The organism is Paenibacillus ehimensis NBRC 15659, from assembly GCF_004000785.1.
Lineage (GTDB): Bacteria > Bacillota > Bacilli > Paenibacillales > NBRC-103111 > Paenibacillus_G > Paenibacillus_G ehimensis.
The window spans coordinates 49,107-72,008 of the sequence record NZ_BILX01000031.1 but is presented as its reverse complement, the minus strand read 5'-3'; the positions used below and the strand labels follow the sequence as shown (position 1 = coordinate 72,008).

Annotated in this window: 32 protein-coding genes and 1 pseudogene; 13 read left to right on the top strand and 20 right to left on the bottom strand. The window is 50.0% G+C overall.

Features of this window, described 5'->3' with window-relative positions; all coding sequences use genetic code 11:
• Positions 1-23: 23 nt before the first annotated feature.
• Together PEH01S_RS18705 and PEH01S_RS18700 are read right to left on the bottom strand one after the other, a co-directional pair.
• Positions 24-800, bottom strand: a complete 777-nt coding sequence (locus tag PEH01S_RS18705; protein ID WP_127487347.1) for an AraC family transcriptional regulator — start codon at positions 798-800, stop codon at positions 24-26.
• Between the two features lie 6 nt (positions 801-806).
• Positions 807-1,403: pseudogene (locus PEH01S_RS18700) on the bottom strand (LysE family translocator).
• Positions 1,404-1,572: 169 nt separating this feature from the next.
• Between PEH01S_RS18700 and PEH01S_RS18695 the strand changes: the two are divergent.
• Positions 1,573-2,004, top strand: coding sequence for an NUDIX hydrolase (locus tag PEH01S_RS18695; RefSeq protein WP_025847356.1), 432 nt, complete (start codon positions 1,573-1,575; stop codon positions 2,002-2,004).
• A gap of 204 nt (positions 2,005-2,208) precedes the next feature.
• A complete protein-coding gene (locus tag PEH01S_RS18690; RefSeq protein ID WP_127487345.1) occupies positions 2,209-2,601 on the top strand; it encodes a GNAT family N-acetyltransferase in 393 nt (130 codons plus the stop codon).
• A 214-nt stretch (positions 2,602-2,815) separates the two neighbouring features.
• Here the strand turns inward: PEH01S_RS18690 and PEH01S_RS18685 are convergent, their stop codons facing one another.
• From PEH01S_RS18685 to PEH01S_RS18645, 7 genes are all read right to left on the bottom strand, one after another.
• Complete coding sequence (locus PEH01S_RS18685; RefSeq protein WP_127487343.1) at positions 2,816-3,595, bottom strand: polysaccharide deacetylase family protein; 780 nt, start codon at positions 3,593-3,595, stop codon at positions 2,816-2,818.
• Between the two features lie 495 nt (positions 3,596-4,090).
• A complete protein-coding gene (locus tag PEH01S_RS18675) occupies positions 4,091-4,519 on the bottom strand; it encodes a DUF2262 domain-containing protein (protein WP_127487339.1) in 429 nt (142 codons plus the stop codon).
• Positions 4,520-4,561: 42 nt separating this feature from the next.
• Positions 4,562-5,452, bottom strand: coding sequence for a CPBP family intramembrane glutamic endopeptidase (locus tag PEH01S_RS18670; protein WP_164827930.1), 891 nt, complete (start codon positions 5,450-5,452; stop codon positions 4,562-4,564).
• 115 nt (positions 5,453-5,567) lie between these two features.
• Entirely contained in the window at positions 5,568-5,867 is a 300-nt protein-coding gene (locus tag PEH01S_RS18660) for a hypothetical protein (RefSeq protein ID WP_025847367.1), read from the bottom strand.
• Positions 5,868-6,070: 203 nt separating this feature from the next.
• The gene (locus tag PEH01S_RS18655) at positions 6,071-6,694 is read right to left on the bottom strand and encodes a hypothetical protein (protein WP_127487333.1); all 624 of its coding nucleotides are present in this window, start codon (positions 6,692-6,694) and stop codon (positions 6,071-6,073) included.
• Between the two features lie 451 nt (positions 6,695-7,145).
• Positions 7,146-7,283 carry a hypothetical protein gene (locus tag PEH01S_RS35485; RefSeq protein WP_246062986.1) on the bottom strand — a complete coding sequence of 46 codons (138 nt, stop codon included), beginning with the start codon at positions 7,281-7,283 and terminating at the stop codon, positions 7,146-7,148.
• Positions 7,280-7,942: a hypothetical protein gene (locus tag PEH01S_RS18645; protein WP_025847372.1), complete on the bottom strand. Its 663-nt coding sequence runs from the start codon at positions 7,940-7,942 to the stop codon at positions 7,280-7,282. Before PEH01S_RS18645 ends, PEH01S_RS35485 begins: the two co-directional genes overlap by 4 nt.
• Between PEH01S_RS18645 and PEH01S_RS18640 the strand changes: the two genes are divergently transcribed.
• Together PEH01S_RS18640 and PEH01S_RS18635 are read left to right on the top strand one after the other, a co-directional pair.
• Positions 7,931-8,809, top strand: a complete 879-nt coding sequence (locus PEH01S_RS18640; RefSeq protein ID WP_246062985.1) for a helix-turn-helix transcriptional regulator — start codon at positions 7,931-7,933, stop codon at positions 8,807-8,809. The genes PEH01S_RS18645 and PEH01S_RS18640 overlap by 12 nt on opposite strands.
• Before the next feature lie 96 nt (positions 8,810-8,905).
• The gene (locus tag PEH01S_RS18635) at positions 8,906-9,427 is read left to right on the top strand and encodes an ankyrin repeat domain-containing protein (protein WP_127487331.1); all 522 of its coding nucleotides are present in this window, start codon (positions 8,906-8,908) and stop codon (positions 9,425-9,427) included.
• A 60-nt stretch (positions 9,428-9,487) separates the two neighbouring features.
• Here PEH01S_RS18635 and PEH01S_RS18630 read toward each other — a convergent pair whose 3' ends face one another.
• Positions 9,488-9,940, bottom strand: coding sequence for a macro domain-containing protein (locus PEH01S_RS18630; RefSeq protein WP_025847375.1), 453 nt, complete (start codon positions 9,938-9,940; stop codon positions 9,488-9,490).
• A 122-nt stretch (positions 9,941-10,062) separates the two neighbouring features.
• Here PEH01S_RS18630 and PEH01S_RS18625 point away from each other — a divergent pair, with 122 nt between their 5' ends.
• A complete protein-coding gene (locus PEH01S_RS18625) occupies positions 10,063-10,542 on the top strand; it encodes a hypothetical protein (protein WP_025847376.1) in 480 nt (159 codons plus the stop codon).
• On the opposite strand, the gene PEH01S_RS18620 is transcribed toward PEH01S_RS18625, so the two are convergent.
• Positions 10,543-11,625 (bottom strand): serine hydrolase domain-containing protein, encoded by a 1,083-nt coding sequence (locus PEH01S_RS18620; protein WP_127487329.1) that lies wholly within the window; start codon positions 11,623-11,625, stop codon positions 10,543-10,545.
• Between the two features lie 22 nt (positions 11,626-11,647).
• Positions 11,648-12,226, bottom strand: coding sequence for a TetR/AcrR family transcriptional regulator (locus PEH01S_RS18615; RefSeq protein ID WP_025847380.1), 579 nt, complete (start codon positions 12,224-12,226; stop codon positions 11,648-11,650).
• Positions 12,227-12,405: 179 nt separating this feature from the next.
• On the opposite strand from PEH01S_RS18615, the gene PEH01S_RS18610 reads away from it, so the two are divergent.
• Positions 12,406-13,218: a GNAT family N-acetyltransferase gene (locus tag PEH01S_RS18610; RefSeq protein ID WP_025847381.1), complete on the top strand. Its 813-nt coding sequence runs from the start codon at positions 12,406-12,408 to the stop codon at positions 13,216-13,218.
• A 17-nt stretch (positions 13,219-13,235) separates the two neighbouring features.
• On the opposite strand, the gene PEH01S_RS18605 is transcribed toward PEH01S_RS18610, so the two are convergent.
• Positions 13,236-14,090, bottom strand: a complete 855-nt coding sequence (locus PEH01S_RS18605) for a LysR family transcriptional regulator (protein ID WP_025847383.1) — start codon at positions 14,088-14,090, stop codon at positions 13,236-13,238.
• Between the two features lie 130 nt (positions 14,091-14,220).
• Between PEH01S_RS18605 and PEH01S_RS18600 the strand changes: the two genes are divergently transcribed.
• Together PEH01S_RS18600 and PEH01S_RS18595 are read left to right on the top strand one after the other, a co-directional pair.
• Positions 14,221-14,562, top strand: a complete 342-nt coding sequence (locus PEH01S_RS18600; RefSeq protein WP_025847385.1) for a DMT family transporter — start codon at positions 14,221-14,223, stop codon at positions 14,560-14,562.
• On the top strand, positions 14,562-14,876 hold the full coding sequence (locus PEH01S_RS18595) for a DMT family transporter (RefSeq protein ID WP_025847387.1): 315 nt from the start codon (positions 14,562-14,564) through the stop codon (positions 14,874-14,876). Before PEH01S_RS18600 ends, PEH01S_RS18595 begins: the two co-directional genes overlap by 1 nt.
• A gap of 57 nt (positions 14,877-14,933) precedes the next feature.
• On the opposite strand, the gene PEH01S_RS18590 is transcribed toward PEH01S_RS18595, so the two are convergent.
• The 5 genes from PEH01S_RS18590 to PEH01S_RS18570 form a co-directional block, all read right to left on the bottom strand.
• The gene (locus tag PEH01S_RS18590; protein WP_127487327.1) at positions 14,934-15,386 is read right to left on the bottom strand and encodes a hypothetical protein; all 453 of its coding nucleotides are present in this window, start codon (positions 15,384-15,386) and stop codon (positions 14,934-14,936) included.
• Between the two features lie 10 nt (positions 15,387-15,396).
• Complete coding sequence (locus tag PEH01S_RS18585; protein WP_025847390.1) at positions 15,397-15,633, bottom strand: DUF6953 family protein; 237 nt, start codon at positions 15,631-15,633, stop codon at positions 15,397-15,399.
• Positions 15,630-16,418 carry a HEAT repeat domain-containing protein gene (locus tag PEH01S_RS18580; protein WP_025847391.1) on the bottom strand — a complete coding sequence of 263 codons (789 nt, stop codon included), beginning with the start codon at positions 16,416-16,418 and terminating at the stop codon, positions 15,630-15,632. Before PEH01S_RS18580 ends, PEH01S_RS18585 begins: the two co-directional genes overlap by 4 nt.
• A gap of 153 nt (positions 16,419-16,571) precedes the next feature.
• Entirely contained in the window at positions 16,572-17,000 is a 429-nt protein-coding gene (locus tag PEH01S_RS18575) for a universal stress protein (protein WP_127487325.1), read from the bottom strand.
• A gap of 137 nt (positions 17,001-17,137) precedes the next feature.
• Entirely contained in the window at positions 17,138-17,329 is a 192-nt protein-coding gene (locus PEH01S_RS18570; RefSeq protein WP_407669447.1) for a hypothetical protein, read from the bottom strand.
• Positions 17,330-17,562: 233 nt separating this feature from the next.
• Between PEH01S_RS18570 and PEH01S_RS18565 the strand changes: the two genes are divergently transcribed.
• From PEH01S_RS18565 to PEH01S_RS18550, 4 genes are all read left to right on the top strand, one after another.
• On the top strand, positions 17,563-18,198 hold the full coding sequence (locus PEH01S_RS18565; RefSeq protein ID WP_246062984.1) for an SMI1/KNR4 family protein: 636 nt from the start codon (positions 17,563-17,565) through the stop codon (positions 18,196-18,198).
• Between the two features lie 234 nt (positions 18,199-18,432).
• Positions 18,433-18,819, top strand: coding sequence for an Imm48 family immunity protein (gene imm48, locus PEH01S_RS18560; RefSeq protein ID WP_127487323.1), 387 nt, complete (start codon positions 18,433-18,435; stop codon positions 18,817-18,819).
• A 14-nt stretch (positions 18,820-18,833) separates the two neighbouring features.
• Complete coding sequence (locus PEH01S_RS18555) at positions 18,834-19,460, top strand: DUF3267 domain-containing protein (RefSeq protein WP_127487321.1); 627 nt, start codon at positions 18,834-18,836, stop codon at positions 19,458-19,460.
• A gap of 21 nt (positions 19,461-19,481) precedes the next feature.
• Positions 19,482-19,898 carry an e9imm peptide gene (locus tag PEH01S_RS18550; protein ID WP_127487319.1) on the top strand — a complete coding sequence of 139 codons (417 nt, stop codon included), beginning with the start codon at positions 19,482-19,484 and terminating at the stop codon, positions 19,896-19,898.
• Between the two features lie 40 nt (positions 19,899-19,938).
• On the opposite strand, the gene PEH01S_RS18545 is transcribed toward PEH01S_RS18550, so the two are convergent.
• Positions 19,939-20,559: a CmcI family methyltransferase gene (locus tag PEH01S_RS18545; RefSeq protein WP_025850192.1), complete on the bottom strand. Its 621-nt coding sequence runs from the start codon at positions 20,557-20,559 to the stop codon at positions 19,939-19,941.
• A gap of 301 nt (positions 20,560-20,860) precedes the next feature.
• On the opposite strand from PEH01S_RS18545, the gene PEH01S_RS18540 reads away from it, so the two are divergent.
• A complete protein-coding gene (locus tag PEH01S_RS18540) occupies positions 20,861-21,838 on the top strand; it encodes a phosphotransferase enzyme family protein (RefSeq protein WP_127487317.1) in 978 nt (325 codons plus the stop codon).
• Positions 21,839-21,921: 83 nt separating this feature from the next.
• On the opposite strand, the gene PEH01S_RS18535 is transcribed toward PEH01S_RS18540, so the two are convergent.
• On the bottom strand, positions 21,922-22,902 hold the full coding sequence (locus PEH01S_RS18535; protein ID WP_036714209.1) for a zinc-binding dehydrogenase: 981 nt from the start codon (positions 22,900-22,902) through the stop codon (positions 21,922-21,924).

Here is a 22,902-nt window from a genome sequence, read left to right as displayed (position 1 = left end):
ATGCGTTCTAAAAATTTAATACCTTAGCTTATCCCTGACATATACTCAAACGCCGTTATGCCATACATACTTTTAAAGTGCCTGTTCAAATGCGATAAATCAACAAATCCGCATTCCGTTACCGCCGCGTAAATATCCTTGTTTTTTTCGATCAGCCGCTTGGCATGCTCGACTTTGCAGTTTAAGAAAAATTGATACGGAGAAATTCCCGTATCCGCTTTAAAGGCCCGGATAAACTGAAATTTGGACATATCCAACTCTCTGCAAATATCATCCAGCTTTAGCACATGGTCCAGACTGAAGTATATCATTTCCTTTGCTTTCTTCATAAGAGCATTATTTTTTTTGAATACATAACTCATGTCCGTTTGAGAAAAGTTGTCCGCCAGAGCCAAGAGCAGCTCGTTGCACAAAGATTCAGCCTTATTGCTGAATATCGCATGAACCAGGTTCAATATGCTTTGCTGCAGTCTGCGATTATAAACAACAGGAGAAGAGAACAGCACGACATCCTTTTTTTCAAGCATCTCTAAAAAAAGTTGGGGATGGATATAAACGATGACGTAATCAATCCCCGTCTTATCCTGCGCCCTTCCGTCATGGACCTGTTCCGGGTTAAAAAGCATAACCCCGTTTCGATAGGACGACTGAAAGCAGCCATCCAGGTTATACTGCTGAACCCCACGCAAGGTTACGCCCAAAGCATACTCTTCATGGCTGTGCTTTTTGTATTCAAAATCGCTAAAGCTTGCGGATAATGCCGTAACCCCTACTGATTTTTTATATACAAATTTGTCCACACCCACTCACCTCTTCACAATCTCAATGATACCGGACACCTCTATTGCCGAATAAACCAATAATAGCGCTAATATGATATTGGTCATCTTGAGGTGCTTCTGTAAAAATCTCTTGAACACCATACCGAAAATGACCCACGTGACTAAGGCTAAAAAAGCAACAATGGTTATCACCAGTACAAATATCGATAATACAAGCTGCGATTTGTAATAGGGCATAACATAGCTTGGAATGACCGTCATGGTAAACAGCCACACCTTGGGATTTACAAACTGCATGAGGAATCCGGTCATAAAGGTAGCAGCTTGTTTCGTGCTATCCCCCGATATATCCATTTTGTATACTTGGTATGCAAGGTAGAGGATATACATGCAGCCTATAATCTGCATAAAAGCCAAAATTTTGGGCATGACCGCTGCAAGCGCATTGTTTAACATCACTGAAGCCGCAAGCAGCACGCCGAAGGCGGCAGTCACTCCCCAGATGTATCAGAAAGCCTCTTTTCTCCTGGCATTCTGCGCGATAGATAATAAAGCAATATTCGTAGGCCCGGGTGTAAATGTTACAATAACACAATATATAAGAAAAGATGTCATGCTCATGAGAAGACCTCCTCAGACGTGTTCCCATGAATGATACATCTTACATTTCATTAACGTATAGTATAATATTGCAGGTGTCCACCGCAATTGCCGCGGCAGATTCAGGACCTACCGGATACGGCCTCTACCGGGGGCACCTCCGGATACAACCTTAAAGGGACGTGACGCCATGTTCATTGTTAACGTAGAAGGTGCAGTCTGCAGGGATGATAAATGGCTTGTGATTACACGAAGTATGAAAGAAGAGCATGCCGGTGGTACTTTATCTCTTGCAGGCGGGAAAGTAGACGTTGAAGGAAATTCGCTTGAAATCCTGGAGCGGACGGTAAAACGAGAACTTTACGAAGAGATCGGCATTGAGATAAAAGATGCTGTTACTTTTGTATACAGTTCCTCCTTCGTGACGGATGATGGGGCCAACGTTATAAATATGGTCTTCCTATGTGAATATGATAGAGGTGCAGCGCATCGCAAGAGTCCTGATGAGGTTGAAGCCGTACACTGGATGACCTGCGAGGAAATTATGAATCATCCCAAAGCTCCTCCTTGGACAAAAGAAAGCATAAAAAGAGCCGCGTTAGTCAGAAGATCGCTTGCTTGACTCATCATTGACTTGGGATGGTATCCAGATAGTCGGATCGCCGGTCAATATAGACTGGTACAAGTCAATGAGCATTGGGAAGTGCTTCGCGAAAAACACTCCAAAAATAGGGATGAGATCAGGGATACGATCGAAGATTGGATGCAACATCCCATTGTTTTGTAACGGCGGCAAGATTGGCTGAAAAAGGAAGGAGACCGTCTTATGGAAATACGGTACACTACAGAATTAACGACAGAAGACAGTATATACGAGCTGTATGAGAATCTTGATTGGAATAAATATTTACAGCTAAATAAAGAACAGCTGCTTACTGCCATGAAACAAAGCTGGTACGCTATCTATGCATACCATGAAAATTGCTTAATTGGTACTGGCAGAATCGTTTCCGATGGGGTGATCAATGCTTACTTGTGCGGATTGGGGGTCCACACGGATTATAGAAATAAAGGGATTGGATTCGAAATTTTTCGTTTACTTGTGGAGCGTTGTAGAAAAGACAACTTGCATCTGCAATTTTTTTGTGAAGAAAAGCTAGTGCCGTACTATGAAAAGATGAACTTTAAAGTTTTTGCGGTTGGAATGACAAGCGCTTAAGCTGATGCGCTTTCACCCGAAAACTCGTCGGAGGTGTTTTATGAACGAAAGCTTGCTGGACCCAACAATCCACCCGGACTGGTTGCGTCCTCATTCTATCGAATGGTATGCGCAGTACGCGGATATTCGACATACACGCCGTACAAGAGGGTTTGCCCGTCACCTTTGAACGATATCTGGTGCGGGGTACGGTTTAAATAGGCACTTTCGCCGTTTATGAAACAATTTTACTTTGAATGATGGCGTGCAAATCTCCCGGGGTGATCCAAGGGCTGCCTGCGTTAATACGCGGGATTTTCATAGGATCCGCCTGACGAGTCGCCATTTCCTCAACGATGGTAAATCCGTAATTAAATCCGCCTTCTTGATAATATTGAATGGCTATATCGGTATATATGCCGAAAGGGTAGGCTACGACATCCACAGCATGTTGATTCACCGGATGCAGCTGCTGCCTGCTTCTTTTCGCGTCTTCTACAATCCGTGTATGGTATTGTTCGTCGGTTTCGATCGTTCCGTTTGAAGTAGGGAGTTTGGAAGTGAAGTACGCATCCCCGTCAGGGTCATCGTTGTTGGTTTTGTGATGTAAAGCATCCGTGTGGCTCTGGTTTTCAACCAAATTCGTTTCTTTGTTCATGATTGATAACTGCTGTAATGTCATCGTTGGAGGCAAGTGCGCTGCCTGGGGCAAGGTTTCCGTCATGATGAAGTTAACTATCGGAATATGCTGTTGCTTTATATACGGATACACGTTCTCATAAACGCTCTCATATCCATCATCAAATGTAAGTAATACCGCATTGGGTGGAATATAGCTGCCGCTTAAATAATGTTTGAATTGATGTAAATGAATAAAATGGTACCCCAAGTTCCGCAAATGGTTAATTTGCTCTCTGAATAATTGAGGGGTAATCGTAATCCCTCCCCCATCCGTTTCGTGTACATGATGATACATCAAAACAGCAACTTGATCCTGATAAAATACATTAGACACCCTTATCACTCCCTACAAATGAATTTAAGGACGATGGTTGGTAACAATTCGTATTATACCTAAAATTTGGTTTGAAGTTTGTAGAATTATGTACCCCAGTCCGGGCACGCCTTTCGGAGAAGACCGTAACCCTCCCCTCTTTTTTCTCGTATATAACTTGTAAGGAACGGAGGGGTAATATGGACTGGCACGCCATATTCATTATTATTTTGGTCGTGATTAATTTCCCAGTGTATCGTTTCGTTTATCGACTGATTTTTTCCGATCCCGAAGATTTTGACGAATCGATCAAGTATTCTTTTACTCCTGATTTTCTCTCTTTTTTTAGAGGGAAGTACTGGCAGGATAAATGGGGCACCTTCAAATTGCGAATGTACATTTTATTATGTCTTGCCATTGTTTTGCTTGAGTATGTGCTATTGAACGAGACAATTGGGTACTTTCAATGATCGAGCCCCTCTTCTTGAGAAAAGGGGCTATCAGCATTAACGATTATTATCCTGCTATATCTACACCGCATGGTTCTCCATGTTCATCTACAAACACCATAATGATATGATTGCCGCAAATGCCATCGTCGTTATAGCTCAAGTCAAAGCTTTTCCCCGAACCGACGGAAAAAGACTCGATCTGCATTCGCGTCACCATCTCCCCCTTCGTAATAACGGCTCCGTCTACTATGTATTCGCGATAATGATTTAGCACTTCATTGGCGGCATACTCTCTAAACGTCACATCGTTCTCTTCTAGTAGAATAAAAATTTCTTTGGCATGATCTATGATTTCCTGTAGGTCGTCTTCATCCGGCATGAAAGCAACCTCGATCTCTCCCCCCTTCAAACACTTCCGGCATGTATATAATTCAATATCCTGGTCTTTCCTGATAACACCCCAGAACTCATCACGGATCTCTAGATTGTTCATATTCTCTCTTCTCCTGTTTTATAAATTTGATTATTGTCAAGGTTACGATTTCCCCAGTTGGGAGATGGCCGTCAGATCCATTAGTAAGTGTACCAGGATGACAGGAACGATCTTCCTGGTTTTTGCAAAATAAATCGAAAAAATAAAAAATATAATTCCGGTATACAGCGCGGGGATTAAGCCTTGATACAGATGGTACGAGGTTTGAATGATCGTACTGGCCAAAACGGTTAGTTCTTCTTTTTTGATCAAGAAGTTCAGCTCCGTCATGGTATACGCTCGTACAATTAATTCCTCGAAAAAAGGATTGATAACGATGAATGCCAAATAGCTTACTGTCATTTTCGTACGCAGAAAATCGACGTTTTGGGGAGCCTGCAAAAAACTTGGGGAGATCGTAACGGCTATAATAACAACAAAATACAAGGCCAGATAAAGCAATAACCCGTGAAAGATATCCGTTTTGCGAAATTCAAAACCGATGTCTTTCAAGCTGCGCCCTTGTTTATGCAGGACAAAATAAAGCAAGCTCAGCGAGAGCGCTTCCCATAGAAGGCTATAAATAAAATTGGGATGCGAGCTGCTTTTTCCGCCTGCAAACAGGTATATGGAGTTCACGATCAGCGGGAAAATCGTAATGAATAAAATACCGACTAGCGATAGCAGTCGAATCTTGGCCTCCGTCTTCACCGACAAACTCCTTTGTTGTGGATTTTGATTCCCTGGTAAAATTATACCACATCGCAGGGTTTCGGACTTAAAAAGCCCTCTCCAACGGAAGGGAACCGCACAGGAAAGATGCTTGATTTGCAGTACACGGCAAAAAAGGGCCAGGAGCTGTACAAGACAAAAGCGGCGGCGGGACTGATCTCGGTCTTTGTCGTGATCACCGCCTTGCTGACCGTCTATTTCGGCTTCTACGCGCGAAACCATACCTCCGATCCACTTGATATCAGAACAATGAACAATGGCAGTCAGTCGTATTCACAAGTGCCAAAACAGAAAAGCAGCTGAGAAGTTACTTCTCAACTGCTCTACAATGCATTCGCTAGCAGATTACCATTCCAATATATATGGCTGTATAAGTGCCGTCCGGGTTATTTTGAACAGCGAAGAGATCAATTGTGCCTGAATAACCGCCTCGATCATACTCATAATGCATTGGAATTTCAGTTTCGGTCTTGTAGGTTTTTCTGACTTCGACTTTCTTCGGTTTGCATCCCATGACTTCCATGCTTTCCTGTGAAACATTAGAAGGGACCGCTGCTGACGCGGTTGCCGCACCCTGAACACCGAACAAGGCTGCCCCTGCGATAATTGCGCTTAATAAAAGTGTAGAGCGTTTCATCGTTTAATCTACCTCCATTTGGAGCATTTTTTTATCGTATGACTCTTATATATCATAATGTAGTGAGCTAAGCAGAATGACAATTTTGATTATCCCGCAGAAAAGCCGCTTTATCTCGTGCATAAAATGTCGAAATCCGACTCGGGCAAAGAGTGTAATTCTCTCTTAAGGAGCATGAAAAAACCACCGCAGAGGAGCACGGATTAGCCACACACAATCTTAGCCCTGCCCGATAGTTTAATCTGGAATATTTCGGAATTCGGTTTTAGAACGTGCTCCTCCGCGATCACGTCATATTCGCCGATTAATGTCTTCTCGCTATATTGCCGCATGGATTCAATCAACGTTTGGCTTTCGTTTAGTCGAACTTTCACATAATTGCTTGTCGCAACCGACTCGTAAGTTCTTGGCTCATTTGTCGGCACGAAGCTATTGTTCTGTATATTTCGCTTCGTTATTTCTAACGCTTCATGATCAAAAAATGCATAGGGGGTCGGATATGAATCAAAACGATGGATAAGCAATTCGTTGTTAACCGGAGAGTACCTTTGCAACAGATGCCCGTCCCATACCCAAATATGCCCTTGCATAGGTCCTTCGGTATATTCGGCACGATATCGGCCTTTGGAGTCAAGCCATAGGTTCCCGGCATCCTTAGATTTTACAGTAAGCTTATTTTCATCGTAGGAAACACTTACGATCTTGATGAAGTGAAAGGCTTGTACCTCTTCCAGATCGACCGCGTAGGGAATCCGAGTGGTGACGCTCTTTTTTCGGAATAGGGATAAGACCGCAGATAAAATTTTAGCTAGAACATGGTTTCGCATAATTCACCCTCGCAAGTTAAGTAGTAGTCGTATTCGTACAACACTTACACAAAAGGATTCGGCCGTTTGACGGGAAACACTCGCTTTCCCCATAAGGTGGGAAGCAGAACTTCATTTTTCTCGTACAACGTCGGGATGACGAGATCATGACCATCCAGTTCATGCTCCATGCTGTCGAGCAGCGTATCAAAGACACGGACCGTATCCTCGTAATCATGTTTAAAATACAGCTTGCCGGAGCGTCCAATCGCCACAACAGCGGGGTAATAATACCCCGATTCGCCTAAACAAAAGCAGTCCTCGCCCGCAAAGCTTACAATAGTTCTATAATCCTCAGGGCGGCTAATTTCCGCAAGAGCGTCCGGAATAAAGTTAAAGGTGTAGTCATGCCAATCATCGGCAAAGCGACAATCGGGCTCGTCCGGATGATATTTAAAATAAACGCTGTCGTCTATACCGGAATGCCCGCTTCCTTGCAGCGTCGCTCAAAGCCTGAAATATCCTCCCGTCTGCCTTCATACCACCCTGCTTTTTTCAGCAGCAGCACCATTTGTTCCCGTCTGCCGGGTTCATGAGTATCCGGTTTCATCTGGATTTCCTCCATAACGCCTCGTCGTAGAAATCAATACATAATCCCTGATGTTCTGCGGTAAACAGGTCTAAATGGTCGTGATCATGCCCGCCGTTTCGCATAAAATAAGAGGCCCCGGTTCTGGACAGCGGCTCTAAGCCTCCGGAAGCAAACTCAAATACTTTCTTGCTCCCATAAAAAAACAAGGTGTCGGCGTATTTCTTTATCAAAATGGTGTCTTTATTCTCCGCATAGGTAAAGGGGCAGTAATCCTCATAGTCCAAATTGGAAAATTGACGCGGATTGCACTCAAAGCTTTTCAGCTCCCCTTTGTTTCTAACCATTCGTTGTTTCATCTCTTTCCAGAGCTTCGTATGAAACTGGATCGAATGGTGCATGAATACCATGTCCAGATTTTTGCTATAGGTGGAGAAATGCTGTAAATCTTGCGGGAGCAGCTTGGTTGTGCCAGGCACATAGATCATCTTGTCGCGATGGATGCTGGCAACAAGAAATAAGCAGGCCAAATATTGCAGCGATTTCTGGTCTCCAAATAACATATAACTTCCACACCTGTGTTCGAGAGCAAACATTTTGTCCGTAGGGAAGTTAGGGATGAAAACCGTATAATTTTTTGCCAGCAGGTTGATTTCTTTTTTGGTAAAATGCAGCTTCATTTAAGTCACCCTAGATTTAGTCTTCATACATTTTCAAAACAGTCTTTCTTTATTTTATCGGAAATTTTCGCGCATCGGTTAGTACACTTTTTAGAAGCAGGAAATGACATGAACGACCCGGAAGACATAAGAAGCACAGCTTGTTTGAAAGGTGATCCAATGACCCTGACCTCCATTCGACCTCCCCGGGATTTCCTTCCGATTACCATTGAAGCGAAGGCTCCCGTAGAGTCCTTCTGCATCTTCTTTCCGGACTCTATGGTCGAAGAGGTTTACCGCAGCTTGGCGACCTCCGGGGAGCAGCTGTTGGACGACCCGCTCTCCTCGAAGCCGGGGCCCGTCAATTTTGTTGAAAAGACTTACTGCAACGACGAATGGCTCACTCCGGCCATATTAAAAATAAAGGCGGAATATGGAAATCGTCAAGGGGATGGCATCTGGTTGGATGAACGACTGCATGATTTATCGCAAAGGCTTTTGCAGGTCCATCGTCAAGTATACCGGGAGATGCTGAAGCTGCCATCGCGGAAAGCATCGACACGGGAGGAATTGTTCAGAAGGGTCAGCATCGGACACGATGATATGGCCGCTTACTACGCCAAGCCCATTACCTTGGAAGAGATTTCAAGAGCGGCATGCTTATCGCCAAATCATTTCCTTAGAAGCTACAAGCAGTTGTTCGGTCGGTCTCCCCACCAATCCTTAACCGAGCTCAGACTTCGAGAAGCCAAAAGACTTCTTCTGCGAACCGATACATCGATAACGGATATTTGCTTGAACGTTGGATTTCACAGCCCCAGCTCGTTCAGCTGCCTTTTTGCCAAGCGCTTCGGCGTCTCTCCCTCCCGGCTCCGTCAACAAAAGTGATTTTCAAGAAGCACACGCTGCAAGCGGTGTGATAAATTTAAGAACAGACCAGGCACGATGATTATTCCTTGAACTATGGAAATGGAGGACAATGAAATGGAGCCTATTCCAAGCGTGGACGACGTATTTCAAGCGGCACAAGCGGGGGATGCCTCGCGGCTGCAAAACCTGCTGGAGGCTCATCCGAGCCTCGCCCATACGGAAAACGGCGACGGGCTTACTCCCTTAGGGTACGCGGCGCATTTCGGCCGCAAAGCTGCCGTGCAGGTGCTGCTGGACTATGGTGCGGATGTGAATGCCGTGTCGCATTCCAAAATTTCGTACATTCCTTCGAATACCGCGCTGCACGCGGCGATTGCGGGGGAACGGGATATGGAGGTCATCCGGCTGCTTTTGACCGGCGGTGCCCGAACGAATATCTTCGACAGCAACGGCCACACCTGTCTGCATACGGCCGCATTTCACGACGATAACACAGAGCTCATTCGGTTGCTCATGGAGCATGGAGCCGATGTAAACGCCAAGGCGGAAGGCGGAGATACGGCCTTGGCGCTTGCCATCAGGCAAGGGAATGAGCGCGTTGCGGGATTGCTCCGTCAGCATGGAGCCCGGCTCTAACGGACGTTAAAGGAGCGTCTGTGCAGCAAGCACCGCTCCTTTTCTCTTACACGCGAACGTTTATTGGATTTGATAGAGCGTCACTTCGTAATCCTCGAACGTTTCCTCCAGTATCTTCTGTACAATCTCCCATGATCCGTTAGCTAACCCGCAGCCGATCCCATAGGGAAGCGCCACCGTTAGACCGTGCTCTTTCGCATAATTTTTTAACGAGAGCAAGGCCTCTTTGAGCGCGGCATAATCCGTATAGACGGTGCTTGACCTGCCATAGGTCAATTGACCGAAAAGGTTCGCAACGAACTTCCCTTGCACGTCTACAAGCTGAAGGTTTCCGAGAAGCTGCTCCGGAGCCTTATCTTTGCAATACTCCAAGTAGGACGTATACAGGTTCGGATATTTGGTCTTTAATAATTTGGCGATGCCCGAGCCCATGACGGCTTGGCAATTGACTTGGTGACCGAGAATGTCTTCCTTAGCCTCCAGCAAATCTCCCTCAATGATCGTTACTGCCATGCAAACTCTCTCCTTCGGTCAGAATACGTTGCAGCCTCATCGGCTACATCGCAATATTAACAATAATCTCCATCAGGACGATATAATACTAACACAACTTTTATTGAGATGGAGGAGCTACCGTGGGCATTTTCGATTTGTTTAAAAAGAACCAGCAGCCGCAGGCTCAAGAGAACGACCTGATCCGTTCTATCCGTCATGCGATCGGGATCATGGAAAATACCGGTTCGGAAAGCCATGAGGAAATCATCGAAAGGATTAGTCACTGCACCAAGGACGAGCGATTGGCGTGGGAGCTGTACTGCTTGATTCCATCAGTCTACTGCCGGATGATCATTAAAGAGGTTCAATATTCGAACGAAATGATCGTGATTTTCCCTGACGACACGCAGCAGCAGGCTTTGCTTTCCGACAACCAGGTCTATAAGGCCATTCAAGGCGTGGTAGCGGACAAGTTCAGCGGGGAGATCGACAACGCAAAAATTCAAAACATCCTGTTCCAAAGCTCGGAATTTAACGCCATTAACAATGCATTGAACGACGGCAGCTCCCTGGAAGATCTGATGACCGGACCGCTGGTCATGTTCGCACCGGACAAGTAGTCATCCCTTGGCAGCGATATCGATGCATTTCATCATGAGCCTTATCGCTTTGCCGTAAGAGCCGAACCGGTTCAGGCTGCCGATCAAATAAAGCTCCAACGCCGGGTGGTAGAACATAAACGAGCCCGTGGACCCGAAGTTTCCCCACATGTTGTATTTTTGGGGCATGACCAGAGGAACGGTTCGAAACGACACCAGGCCATAACCGTAATCAATGCCGATCGCAAATTTCGACCAGACCTTCATCTGCTCGAAGCTGTCTTTCCGGAGCAGCTCATGGTTCGCCAACGCTTTCAAAAAGGTAAGCAAATCTTCGGAGGCCGATACGATTCCCCCGCCCGCGTATTCTACGCTTAGACTGGAATAGTCCGTCACTCTGACGTTATCGACATACAAGTCGGCGAGGGGGTGTTCGGATTCGACAACCGGCTCACCGTGATGGGCCAGATACGAATGCTTCATCCCCAGGGGCTGGAAAATGTAATGCTGGAAAGCTTGATGTAAAGGGAGCGCAGTGACCTTCTCCATCATGAGCCCCAAGAGATGATACCCCGTATCCGAGTAGTGGAATCCTTGTCCCGGCGGAAAATGGGAGGGCAGGTTCTCCTTGGACCACCGGATGACTTCCTGCGGCGTCCAGAAACGGGAAGGTTCGGACAAAATAAGCTCCATCATCGCCTTCCCTTGTTTCGGCTTATCTTCGAAATAATCGTGCAAGCCGGAGGTATGGCCTAATAAATGCTTAAGTCGAATCTCGCTGGTATAGTCCCTCCCCTTAAGGACATGCAGCCCGTGCAGCAGGCCAGCATCCGCATAGGGTTGAATCGGGTCCTCGTACGAGATTTTTCCTTCTTGAACCAACAGGGCCGTTAACACCGCGGTGAACAGCTTGCTGATGCTGGCAATAAAATAACGCTGCCCGGGATGGGCAGGACGGCTTCCGGTCAAGCCTTCCGCGATGTTGAGATGAATGCCGAGCTTCTCCGAATGGACCAACAGATAGGCGTTACGGATCTTCCCGTCCTTCCGTACGACTTTGCGAAAATGCTCCTCCATCCGTAACTGAGCACGTTGTTCAGTCATGCGCTTATCACCCCATCAGGCATCATGTCAACTTTCCTTTCTTTCGCAAGCGGGCCACAGCAATAACGTCCACGGCGGTGCTCTCCAGCATCTCAACCTCCCTCTCCTCGTCGAAATCCTCGGAGAGCAGGCCGTTGGCCACCATGACGGAAAGCCCCAATTGAAAAATCCTCATTTTTAACAAAATGGCTCGAAGCTCCTCGTCAGAGAAACTCTCCAGCTCCGGATCTTGCTTCATTTGTTCCACAAGAACGCCCATTTCATTGTCGTAATTGTTCATGTAAGCATTGTTTTTCATGACCAGATCGCGGAACAGAACAGGATATTCCTTGGCAAACCGCAGGCTCGCCGCGCCGATATCCCGGAACGGGTTCCCCGTCCTCTGTTCCGCCAGCTTGCGTCGGCTAAGCTCGAAAATCTTATGAATTACTTCCCCGATCAGCTCTTCGACGTCCTTGAAATTGACATAGATCGGGGCAATCGAGCTTCCCAGCTTCTCGGCGACCTTTCGTATCGTGATGCTGTCCATTCCTTCGAGCTTCGCGATCTCGAAAGCGGCATCGATGATTTGCTCTTTGCTAAATTTCGGTTTGGGGGGCATACTCGCCTCTCCTTTAAAATATCTATTGATACATATCATATGATATTCATTGTCCATTGTAAAATAAACCGACCGCCAATGGCAAACAATTCGAGCTGCCGTGAACGTACAGGCAAAAAATGGTACAATAAGATTGGCGCTCATGAACCCCGGCCAATGCATGATAAGGAGGAATCCCTATGGAGACAGAACTGAAACGGCTGGCCCATCTCGTGCGGGCAAATTTTATAATCAAGTCCGCCTGCCTGGCGAAGGATTCCGGCGGGATGAATGTCCGGGAAACGGCGGATTTTGTTCGCGTGGATAGCGGACTGCCGTCCGATACGTTCAACAATTCGGTATGGCTTAAGGAGCAGGTGAAGCCGTCGGACACCGGTCTGATCGAAGAAACCGTCGAATACTTCAACAAGAAGCAATACCCTATGGCGCTGTGGTCGTGGGAAGATCGCAATAGCTGCACGTTCGAAACATTGAGAAGCGTGGGGCTGAATGAAGCGGAAACGAATGTCGCGATGTATGCCGACTTGGATGCTTTGCGGCCGGATCCGAATGGCCCGGCGGAGCTGAGACGGAAGGAGGCGGCAACTGCCCGGGAAATCGAACAATACGGGGACGCTCTGGCTTCTTTATTCGGCGAATCGGCGGAAGCCGCGAACGTTCGGCTGTACTATAAGAGGGCCGCTTCCCGACTGCTGAACCATTCCGTCATGAAGCTGTACATCGGATCGGTGCGGGATGAAGTCGTTGCTACGGGCTGTCTGATTTTCGCTCCCGATAGCGTCGGCATCTACGACATTGCCACGAGACAGGAATACCGGGGAAGAGGCTTCGGGTCCGCCATGTTTCATTTCCTGCTTGCGGAAGCCCGGAAGCACCGCGCCGGATGGTGCGTACTCCAAGCTTCGCCGGACGGCATCAATATTTACAAGCGAGCGGGCTTTGAGCCGGTCTGCGAGGTAACGGTTTATGAGAACCGGCACCTGCTTGAATAAAAGCGAAGGCCGGGCGGTTACAGCCCGTTCACCTTCACCATCTCTACGAAAGCGGCACATGCTTTGCTGGAAAATCCGTCGTTGCGGCGGACGAAGCTTGTCGTCGTATAGCGGAACGGTTCAGGAACCGGGTAGCTTCCCAACTCCTCGAACTCGCCGGATAGTACGGATTGGGGCAGCAGCGTAGCGGCAAGTCCGGAACGTACGCAGCTCAGGAGCGTCTCCAGGGAACTGACTTCCAGCATATTTTCCAAAGATATTCCTTCGCTGCGAAGCCACGCTTCCAGAACCGCCCGAAAAGGGCAGCCCTTCGGCGAAACGGCCCATTTCGCACGGGCCAGATCCGGGTACGTCTCCCCGCTTGTCCGGGTCAGCAGCCGGAGCTCGTCTTTTACCGTATGTTCGAAGACCAGCTTCGACGAGTGGAGCTCACCGGTAACGAACGTTCCGTCGAGCTGATGATTCAGCAATTTGGCAAGCAAATCCGCCGAAGTACCGGTCGTTATCGAAAGAGAGACGCCGGGATACCGGGTTTGAAAATCCGCCAGAGCTTTCATTAATTTACGGCAATTTACGGTTTCGACCACCCCGACCGCCAGCGGGCCGCTCGGATAATCCGTCTCCCGCACCGCTCTCACCGCTTCTTCGGACAAATTCAAGATCGTTAGGGCATAGTCGCGAAAGGCGCTGCCTTTTTCCGTCAAGACAACGCCTTTCGGATGCCGATGAAATAACGGGACCCCCAGCTCGGACTCCAGCTTCCGGATTCTCGCGGTTACGTTCGATTGGACATAGCCCAGCCGTTCTGCGGCGCGGGATATGCTGCCCTCCTCGGCAATGGCCGCAAACATTTTAAGGTCCGTCAATTCCACGGATATCCCTCCGTTCCAGATATCAGAAATAATGATACCTTTATCAATATCAATCATTATACGATATGCCTCTATTGAATTACAATGATATCAAGCGTTTCTAAACAAGCAAGGAGGACAGAAGCAAGGGATGAACAAAGCATGGTGGCTGTTACTATTGGCCGGGGCAACGGAGGTCGTCTGGGTAACAGGCTTGAAGCATGCGACGGCATGGTGGGAATGGCTGCTCACTGTCGCTTTTATTCTGTTTAGCTTCAAAGCCTTTCTGGATTCGGCCGCCAAATTGCCGATCGGCACGGTGTATGTGATGTTTACGGGGCTTGGCACGGCGGGTACGGTCATTACCGAAATCGTGCTCTTCGGGGAAGCGGCCCATCCGCTCAAGCTGGCGCTCATCGCTATGCTGGCCGCCGGCGTTCTGGGGCTTAAGCTCGTTACGAAGGATGCCGGGGCAAAGGGCGGTGAGGCGTGATGGCATGGGCCGCTCTGCTGGCTGCCGGGGTGTGCGAGGTCATCGGCGTTATTGCCCTCAAACGCGTAACGGAGCACCGCCATTGGACCTCGTATACGTTCCTTATCGTCACGCTCGGAACGAGCTTCTCGTTATTGTCGCTCGCCATGAATCACATCTCGATGGGCACCGCCTACGCGGTATGGACCGGCATCGGAACCGCAGGAAGCACGCTGCTCGGGATGTTCGCCTTCGGCGAGCCGAAGGAATGGAAGCGGATCTTGTTCATCGGCCTGATCCTCGCGTCCGCTGTCGGACTTAAACTGATCTCATAGCAAAAAGAGGGCTGCTTCTCTTATCGGGGGCAGCCCTCTTGCCGATGCTTGCGCAGCCTATGTCTTTTTGGCCAAGAGCGTATGGCCCTGCGGGTTATGTTCGACGGAAAAATAATCATCCTCCTCCATCTCGGTAAGCCGTAACGGCACTTGCAAGGTCCGTATACCTTCCCAATGTAAAATTTCGACCATATGCATAAAGTGAAGGTTCTTTTCCTCGTTGAAAATATCGAGATATTCCATTAAGAACCCCTTACTTTGTTCAGGATCGACCCGCACCGCAAAATGGTACATCATAGGCTCCCGGTGTCTGACGCTCATCCAAGCCATGTCCGCATCCGCAAACCGGTTGTAGATGTTCATGGCTTCGTCAGGGGTGAAGCGCTTCGGTTGCTCTGCGGACCGGGCTGCGCCGTCCGAGACTAAGTAATAGCTTTCCTTTTCGGTTAAATACGCGATAAGCTTCTTTTCGATCTCTCCGTCTTTTTTGAACCTATGAGGCAATAGCATGCGGCTCCTCCTACGTCCAGCCCCAAAAGAAAGCATCCCGGTCCCAGGCTACCCTTCCCTTGTGCAGCTTCCTGAACGCCTTCTTCACTTCCTTATCGATGGATGCGTTTCCGTTCTCGTTGACATAAATAAACGCTTCGCCAAAATGAGCGGAGATATGCCGCACGGCATCGCTTTGATAAAGAATGCCCGCGGATTTCACTTCATTCAGCATCCATTCTGCAACCTCGTCGGCGGTAAAGCTCATTCGTCGTCCTCCTTTCCCTTGAGCCGGAGCCATTCCTCCGCGCTCGCAGCCTTCACTTGAGGGTTAGGATGCTCCAGCAGCTCCCGCAAAATTCCGTCGATTTCGGGGCCCCGGAACTGAGCAATCACCGAAACGAATTCGATCAGGATGTCCGGATTGGACGAATCCTTGAGGAACAACAACGGCCGAAAGTCCTTGATACGTCGGTCGTGATCGATCTTAAGCACCCAGATGGACCTCAGAATCGACGGAATTTGCGATTCGTCGGCTTGTCTTAGCTCGGACAACAGCTCCTCGTACTTTCTCAAAATCAGCTTGTTGTCGTTCATTTCACCGCCGCGCAGACACCCGGGGCAGAGGCACCTCTTGGTTCCTTTCGCTTTCGGGTAAAAGCGCCAGCCGATCGTCTGAGACAGCTTTTTGCTTCGCAAGATTTCGTTTTTGGCGATTTTTCTCGGCACGATCACCTGAAAGCCCAGCCGGTCTTCCCGATCCAAAAAAGCCTTCACGGCCTGCCCGGCGCTTCCCTGCCGGTGCTTCTGATGATAATCGCCGAAAAAGACCGTCTCCTCATCGCCCAGCTTAAAATAAACGGCGGTCATATTCTTCTTGTTAAACCTTCTCAGCTCCCGGAGCCATTGATGCGACGCGTAAAAATCGTGAATCACCGGCATGCAGAAGACGCCGTCTCCGACCCCGGCCGCATGGACTTCGCTCGGCTTAATGCCGTTGCGAACGATATTCGCGATCGATTGCTCCGGCGTCAAATGTACAAATACGGGCATAGGTCACCTGTCTTTTAGAAATATAGTCGTTTTGAGCTCCAGACTGATTCCCAAATTATATCATATTATGCCTTTAAAATAGCATCACTGGAAGCGAGCCGCCGTGGGAAATAAAAAAAGCACCCGCTAAGGTGCTTTGCTTACCCGCTGCCCTTACTTAATTACGAGCACGGGAACTTTCGAATGCTGAACGACATTATGGCTGACACTGCCAAGGACAAACTCGCGAAGACCGCTTAGTCCCCGGCTTCCCATCACAATAAGGTCGACGCCGTTTTCTTCCGCATACTCCAGAATCGTAACGGCCGGCTGGCCTTGCTGCAGCACGTGCTTCACCCGGGACACGCCGGCAGTCAAGCCTTCCGCTTCTTTCAGTACGGAACGGGCCAGCTCTTCGTAGTCCAGATCGAGATTGGCCGGAATGGAGACGAAGGCGCCGCCATAAGCAAGGGCCGGAGTTTGATATACATGGATGACGATTAATTCCGCAGAATCTTCCTTGGTAATGGAGATCGCTTTCTGAAGAGCCTTCACGGACAGCTCGGAACCGTCAAAAGCAACCAGCACTTTTTGGAATGGCATGATTGGAAACCTCCCCGTAGATCGTTTACACTTTTATGGTAACGTCTATACGGGGCCGAGGATATGATCTAAATCACACTCTGCCGGAACCGGGCCGAGGACAAGCCAAAATCCCCCGGGACGAAGGATCGAACCGGCTAGCAGAAACGTCCCCGAAAAGGCCGGTCGAGGAGTACAATGGCCAGCAGGTCAAACAAAACGAGCGGAAGGATAAACGGAAGAAACGAAACGGTAGCCTCACTGCGGCTGCTAGAAGCCGTCTGCAGGTAAACGCGGTTCCGGTCTACTTTGACGATCCGCCCTTCGTACGAGGCTCCGTTGATTGTCATGATTCGTACCCGTTTGTTAATATATGTCTTACAGGTACGGTAATGTTCGTGAATGGCTGACATGGCACACCATCCTTTCTTGTCGGACATGGTATATTCTATGTGCTTCTACGAACAAAAGTACGGGCTGGTCTGGCAGAAGCCTTGCCAATTTTGTAAACTAGTGTAATACAGCGCTGCCGGAATGGAACCGTTGTGATCTTACGCAGTTGGAAAAGGAGCTCAAGCAAACGATGATAGAAAAAGTTTCTTGGATCAAAGAACAGTTGGGACCGTATTTTTCCAGAGCTGTGGAGATTGCCTTTATGCATGTGGAAGAAAAAGTGCCGCAGGAGATGAGAGACGGGGAAGTCGACGAGGAAGGCTGGGTGAAATGGAAGCCCCTGGATTCGACGATCGGTGAAGAGGAAATCCGGGCGGTTGAGAGCGAATTTTCGATCGAATTTCCGCCGCTTTTTAAAGCGTTCTTGATGAGCTATCATTACGTCTCTCTGCAATTCGATAATGCGGAAGTAGACGGAGAATACATAGGCGATTGTCAATTTATAGAGATGCCTTCGCTCTCTTCGGAAGAAAGGCTTCAGCCCTTGGAATTTTTGCTGCATGCCTGGGAGCCGCTGCTATCGGCAGGCTATGTGCCTTTTGCCGAGTGCGAAGACAGCCAAGGTCCGGTATGCTTCGATACGAGGCGGAGACAAGAAGACGGGGACTGTCCCGTTGTGTGGTTCTTGCATGATCATTTGCATGAGCTAGGTGAAGAAGCGTCGAAAAACAGGGACCATCTCCTGCCCTACGTCAGACCGATCTTCGGGTCATTCAAGGAAATGATGACGGTTTTGTGCAGCCAGGAGGCCATGACGGAGGAGTAGACTCTACGGCGCTCAGGAAAGCCGGGGCGGCTTCGCGCCCCCATTCGGTCCATAAACTGTAGCGGCGGCGATACGATTCGGATCATTCGTTCTTCTCCGCTGCGGTATCGTCCGGCACGAATCTTTTTGCCGTCCTTGCTTCCTTTTTGCGCCTTATGACGTATATACCGGAGGATGGAATGCTATCGCTGGACCTACCTCGAAAAATTAGCCGGCAAGAAAGGATGTCGCTTCATGGAACAACTCACTGAAATTACGGAATTCGCGGACAGACTGTTCGATCTGATCGAGATTCCTTTTACCGAAACGACCGAGCTCGAACGGCAGCTGATCGCCGCCTTCAGCTTCGGTGCCGTGATGGCGGTTGCGGTCCGGGACGACCTGGATCAGCCGCAAACGCATGCGCTGACGATCGCGATGCTGATGGGCGCGTTTCAATACAGCGAGCATCAGGCCGCCGCTTTCGCCCACGATCTCATCCAAGCGACGGACCGGGACCATCATCCGACGATGAACGCCATCATTCACCGGGGCATCAACGGGCACTACGAGTACGTGAATGAAGAAATGGAAGATTTGCGTCAAAATCTGCTTGATATTTTAAATTCGTTTAGCGAGTGAAATGAGTGAAATCGATGAAGATGCGGAAACGATTTCCGGAAACCGACAAGCAAAAGCATGCGGAGCTCATCCGAAACGGCTGGGCCTTGCTGAAGGAGCCCAAATCTCCTCTGCGCGCTCTGGTCCTGTCCGTTCCTTTCATGATCATCAATCTCATCGTGACCGTCGGGATCGTAAGTATGTTTTCGGCCGAGCCTCTCCGAAATTATATGCCCGAATCGATATTGATCACGATCGACTTGAAGAGTATATTGGGAGTTGTATCGCTGCTCTTGGTTCACGAGCTGCTGCATTTAATCTTGATCCCGAACTTTATTGCGTCGAAGAGCACGTATGTCGGCATTACCTTGTTCGGGGGATATGTGTACACGGAAGAACAAGTATCCAAAACGAGATATATCGTCATTACGCTATTGCCCTTTGTTGTCATATCGCTCATACTTCCGGCCTTGCTGGGTCTGCTGGGGGCACTCTCCCCTTTTATGCTCTTTTTGATCGTCTTGAACTCCTTGTCGTCTTCTTTGGACATCTTGAATTGGATGCTGATCTGGATTCAAGTTCCTTCCCAAGCGGTCATTGTATGCAACGGCTCGAAGACGTATTGGAAAGCGACTGCAAGGCAAAAATCTTCTTATATCTAAATCGCTTAGGAAGTGAACGAAATGGATCAAACCTTGTCTTACGAGAACATTTTCGATTTGGTGCAGGAAATACAGGATGCCCGTTATTCCGGGGAGCCTTACGAAGAAAAGCTGAAGCTGCTTAAGGCCGGTGTCACCTATCCGGACGTCGAGGCGCTGCTGTGGTGTACCGACCAAGGCGCCGAGTATATCGCCAAAAGACTGTTCCATCACCGAACGGTCCTTCTGGGGGAATTGAGCAGGGAAGAGCTGATCGGGCTCGTGGAACAAGTGATGCAGTGCTCGGGAGAAGAGTGGGAAATGGACATTTGGCTCGATATGATAACGAGTTCGGTAGCAGACCCGAGCATCAGCGATTATATTTTTTGGAGCCACGAAGACTTGTCGGCCGAGGAGATTGTAGACAAGGCGTTGGCCTATAAACCGATCCTCCTGTAGGGAATCCGGCCGGATTATTCCGAGGACGATGGACGGCGCCTTATTTTATTTTGCGCAAATAGCCTCTCGGGTTGAAGGTTACAAAAAATTTATGCCGGCTTTCGTCGACAGCAAACCGGTCATTTTCTTGAAGAAACGTATCCAGCGCTTCCATCGGGCCGGGACCATGGTTCGGAAGCACCGGGTGCCCATGAACATTCGTATCTTCGACGATGAGATAGCTTCCCGCCGTCACAAAATGGCTGTAGACTCTCAGTTCGCTAAGAACATGCGGTGCGGAATGATCCGAGTCCAGATTGACAAGAACGACGTCGCCGGGATTTCTCATGGCGTTCACCTGCCGGATGACCTCGCCGTCCGTCGAAGAGCCCCGAATGTACGTAATCCGGGGATGAACCGGCAGATCGGCTTGCGGCGCGACATCGATCGAAACGACCCTCCCCTTCCCGATCAGGTCAAGCATCGAGGCGAAGAACAACGTGCTGCCGCCGTTAAATGTTCCGCTTTCGATAATAAGATCCGGCTGAACCTCATAAATAATTTCCTGATAGATCATCAAATCGAGCGGCATTTTCAGGATCTGCACCCCGAGCCATTTCGTATTCTGCCATACCAGGCTGTCGTAGTAATGTTGATGGAACTGGTCAATGATATGACGCATGCCTGTCCTCTCCCCTTCCTCTCCGGTTTAGCCATTGTATGTGCGCAGCCTGCAAAATGGTTCGTACACCAGCCTTCCCAAGCGGTTTTGCGGCAAATTTGATTATAATCAAAAAGCCACATCATCCGGTTAGCAGTTTATGGTAATCTATCCATGGCTTATAAGCCGGTTCATACCTTAGCTTCAGGAAAGGAGTGACACGAATTTGAAGAGTGAACTTCAAATTTACATGCCGGCGGGAGGACTTGCCGCTTGATCGGGCCTTGTTCTCCCGCATGGTATGGCGGGAGGCAGATCCACAATGATGAATTTACGTAACATGGTGCAGGGCCTGGAGGCCGACGCGGTCGCTCTGGGGCTGATCGCACACTGGGAGCACGACCAAGGGACGTTGCAATTTTGGAGAGCAAGCTCGACCTTTGTGTACGCGTTTAAACGTAAACGGAAAACGTATTTTCTAAGATTCGCGTTCGAACAGGAAACACCGCTCGGGCACATCGAAGCGGAGCTGGAGTTTATGCAGTACTTGCGTCAGCACGGGTTCCCCTGCGTCATTCCGCTTCCGTCCGTCAACGGCAGGCTCATTGAATCCGTACAACTCCCGCAAGGGCGGTATCACGGTGCCGTGTTCGGCAAAGCCGACGGCGTGCCGCTGTATGAGGTTGACGAGCTTCCTTGCGAGGCGTGGGGACGATCGCTGGCCGCTCTGCACGCCTTGTCCCAGACGTACGAACCGGCGGGCGGAAGGCGACAGAGCTGGCGGGAGGCGCTCCTGTTCGCGGAGAGCGTCCTGCGCAGGCATCCTCACGAGAACGAAGCGATGGCCGAGCTTGCGAGAGTGAAGGCTTGGCTGGAAGCGATGCCGGCTTCGAAAGAAACTTACGGGCTGGTTCATTACGATTTTCAGACGGATAACGTTTTCTGGCAGGAAAAAACAAAGCAGCTGAGCGTCATCGATTTCGATGATTCCATGTACCATTGGTTCGCCATGGATATTGCGGCGGCGCTTGCGGATCAGTTGGAGGACGGGAGCCCGGAAAGCGAGGCCGAGCTACAGGCTTTTGTGCGCGGGTACCGCTCCGTCAGACCTTTGGATGAGGCTATGGTGAAGGCCTTCCCCCGGTTTCGGAGATTCGCCGAACTATACAGCTTCACCAGGCTGCTCGCTTCGCTGGAAAACAGCGGGCTGGAGGAAGCTCCTGACTGGTTTGACGGGCTGAAGACCGAGCTGCGGCAGTACTGCGACGAAATGCGGCAGGGCTTTGCGAAGCCGTGGTAAATGAGACGTGAAGCTTAAAGCGAGGCCGGAATTTCCCGTAGGAGAATTCCGGCCTCGCTTGTTAGAGGATGGCCCGCCCTTGCTCAGAGAGCGCTGCCGCCCGGAATAACAAGCACTTTGCCGTTCGCGCCGGAATCCAGCGCCCGGTAGGCGTCGGCAGCCTGATCCAGCGTAAAGCGCCCGGCAACGCCGCTGGTCAAAGGGCGCTTCGCGGCGAGCTTCAACGCATCCGAGATGAGTCCGGCCACGTCGCCCGGGCCCTCAACCCCGCCGGGACCATACTTGGTCACGAAGACGGAGCCCGCCGTCATAAGCTCTTTCATGTCGACGGACGGCAGATCGCCGGAGAGCTGTCCATAGTTGATCAGGCAGCCGCGGCGCGCCAGCAGGCTTAAGCTGAGCTTGTACGTCTCCGCCCCGACGGGATCGAAGACGGCGGCAGCCCCGCGACCGCCGGTGTAGGCGCGGACGGCGGCTTGCACGTCTTCGGCGGAACGGTCGACGGTGTGAGCGGCCCCGGCCGCCCGCACCGCTTCTATCCGCTCGCCGCTGGCGATGCCGATTACCTTGACGCCGCGCTCGGCCAGCGTCGCGACAAGCAGGCGGCCTACGGCGCCGGCCGCGCCCCATACGACAGCGGCCGAGCCTTCGCTCAGCGGCCAGTGGCGGGCAAGACCGGCGGCGGTCAGCCCTGCGTGAGCCAGGCTGGCGCCGTCCTCGAACGTCAGCGGGTCCGGCAGAGGCACCAGCATGGCCGCTTGCGCGATGACGGCAGTCGCGCACGACCCGGGCACGCCGGTCCAGCATACCCGCGTGCCGACGGGGATCGCGACCTCCGGGCCGACGGCCAGAACGACGCCGGCGCCCTCCACACCGACGCCGTAGGGAAACGGAAACCGGATGGGATACGTACCGGACCGCACTAAGGACTCCACGTGATTCAGGCCGACGGCCTCTACCCGTACGAGCGCCTCGCCGGATTTTAAAGGGGCCAGCTCCTCTTCGACGACCTCGATGACCTCCGGCCCCCCGGCACGCAGCGCGCGAGCGACCCGCCGCGTCAT

What these genes read in the sequence shown, in the direction of transcription:
- PEH01S_RS18695 (WP_025847356.1), top strand. Translation starts at nt 1,573, where the DNA reads ATGTTCATTGTTAACGTAGAAGGTGCAGTCTGCAGGGATGATAAATGG.
- PEH01S_RS18690 (WP_127487345.1), top strand. Translation starts at nt 2,209, where the DNA reads ATGGAAATACGGTACACTACAGAATTAACGACAGAAGACAGTATATAC.
- PEH01S_RS18675 (WP_127487339.1), bottom strand. Translation starts at nt 4,519, where the DNA reads ATGAACAATCTAGAGATCCGTGATGAGTTCTGGGGTGTTATCAGGAAA.
- PEH01S_RS18670 (WP_164827930.1), bottom strand. Translation starts at nt 5,452, where the DNA reads ATGGTTTCGCGCGTAGAAGCCGAAATAGACGGTCAGCAAGGCGGTGAT.
- PEH01S_RS18660 (WP_025847367.1), bottom strand. Translation starts at nt 5,867, where the DNA reads ATGAAACGCTCTACACTTTTATTAAGCGCAATTATCGCAGGGGCAGCC.
- PEH01S_RS18655 (WP_127487333.1), bottom strand. Translation starts at nt 6,694, where the DNA reads ATGCGAAACCATGTTCTAGCTAAAATTTTATCTGCGGTCTTATCCCTA.
- PEH01S_RS35485 (WP_246062986.1), bottom strand. Translation starts at nt 7,283, where the DNA reads ATGAAACCGGATACTCATGAACCCGGCAGACGGGAACAAATGGTGCTG.
- PEH01S_RS18640 (WP_246062985.1), top strand. Translation starts at nt 7,931, where the DNA reads ATGCAGCTTCATTTAAGTCACCCTAGATTTAGTCTTCATACATTTTCA.
- PEH01S_RS18645 (WP_025847372.1), bottom strand. Translation starts at nt 7,942, where the DNA reads ATGAAGCTGCATTTTACCAAAAAAGAAATCAACCTGCTGGCAAAAAAT.
- PEH01S_RS18635 (WP_127487331.1), top strand. Translation starts at nt 8,906, where the DNA reads ATGGAGCCTATTCCAAGCGTGGACGACGTATTTCAAGCGGCACAAGCG.
- PEH01S_RS18630 (WP_025847375.1), bottom strand. Translation starts at nt 9,940, where the DNA reads ATGGCAGTAACGATCATTGAGGGAGATTTGCTGGAGGCTAAGGAAGAC.
- PEH01S_RS18620 (WP_127487329.1), bottom strand. Translation starts at nt 11,625, where the DNA reads ATGACTGAACAACGTGCTCAGTTACGGATGGAGGAGCATTTTCGCAAA.
- PEH01S_RS18615 (WP_025847380.1), bottom strand. Translation starts at nt 12,226, where the DNA reads ATGCCCCCCAAACCGAAATTTAGCAAAGAGCAAATCATCGATGCCGCT.
- PEH01S_RS18610 (WP_025847381.1), top strand. Translation starts at nt 12,406, where the DNA reads ATGGAGACAGAACTGAAACGGCTGGCCCATCTCGTGCGGGCAAATTTT.
- PEH01S_RS18600 (WP_025847385.1), top strand. Translation starts at nt 14,221, where the DNA reads ATGAACAAAGCATGGTGGCTGTTACTATTGGCCGGGGCAACGGAGGTC.
- PEH01S_RS18595 (WP_025847387.1), top strand. Translation starts at nt 14,562, where the DNA reads ATGGCATGGGCCGCTCTGCTGGCTGCCGGGGTGTGCGAGGTCATCGGC.
- PEH01S_RS18590 (WP_127487327.1), bottom strand. Translation starts at nt 15,386, where the DNA reads ATGCTATTGCCTCATAGGTTCAAAAAAGACGGAGAGATCGAAAAGAAG.
- PEH01S_RS18585 (WP_025847390.1), bottom strand. Translation starts at nt 15,633, where the DNA reads ATGAGCTTTACCGCCGACGAGGTTGCAGAATGGATGCTGAATGAAGTG.
- PEH01S_RS18580 (WP_025847391.1), bottom strand. Translation starts at nt 16,418, where the DNA reads ATGCCCGTATTTGTACATTTGACGCCGGAGCAATCGATCGCGAATATC.
- PEH01S_RS18575 (WP_127487325.1), bottom strand. Translation starts at nt 17,000, where the DNA reads ATGCCATTCCAAAAAGTGCTGGTTGCTTTTGACGGTTCCGAGCTGTCC.
- PEH01S_RS18570 (WP_407669447.1), bottom strand. Translation starts at nt 17,329, where the DNA reads ATGACAATCAACGGAGCCTCGTACGAAGGGCGGATCGTCAAAGTAGAC.
- PEH01S_RS18565 (WP_246062984.1), top strand. Translation starts at nt 17,563, where the DNA reads ATGATAGAAAAAGTTTCTTGGATCAAAGAACAGTTGGGACCGTATTTT.
- imm48 (WP_127487323.1), top strand. Translation starts at nt 18,433, where the DNA reads ATGGAACAACTCACTGAAATTACGGAATTCGCGGACAGACTGTTCGAT.
- PEH01S_RS18555 (WP_127487321.1), top strand. Translation starts at nt 18,834, where the DNA reads ATGAAGATGCGGAAACGATTTCCGGAAACCGACAAGCAAAAGCATGCG.
- PEH01S_RS18550 (WP_127487319.1), top strand. Translation starts at nt 19,482, where the DNA reads ATGGATCAAACCTTGTCTTACGAGAACATTTTCGATTTGGTGCAGGAA.
- PEH01S_RS18545 (WP_025850192.1), bottom strand. Translation starts at nt 20,559, where the DNA reads ATGCGTCATATCATTGACCAGTTCCATCAACATTACTACGACAGCCTG.
- PEH01S_RS18540 (WP_127487317.1), top strand. Translation starts at nt 20,861, where the DNA reads ATGATGAATTTACGTAACATGGTGCAGGGCCTGGAGGCCGACGCGGTC.
- PEH01S_RS18535 (WP_036714209.1), bottom strand. Translation starts at nt 22,902, where the DNA reads ATGACGCGGCGGGTCGCTCGCGCGCTGCGTGCCGGGGGGCCGGAGGTC.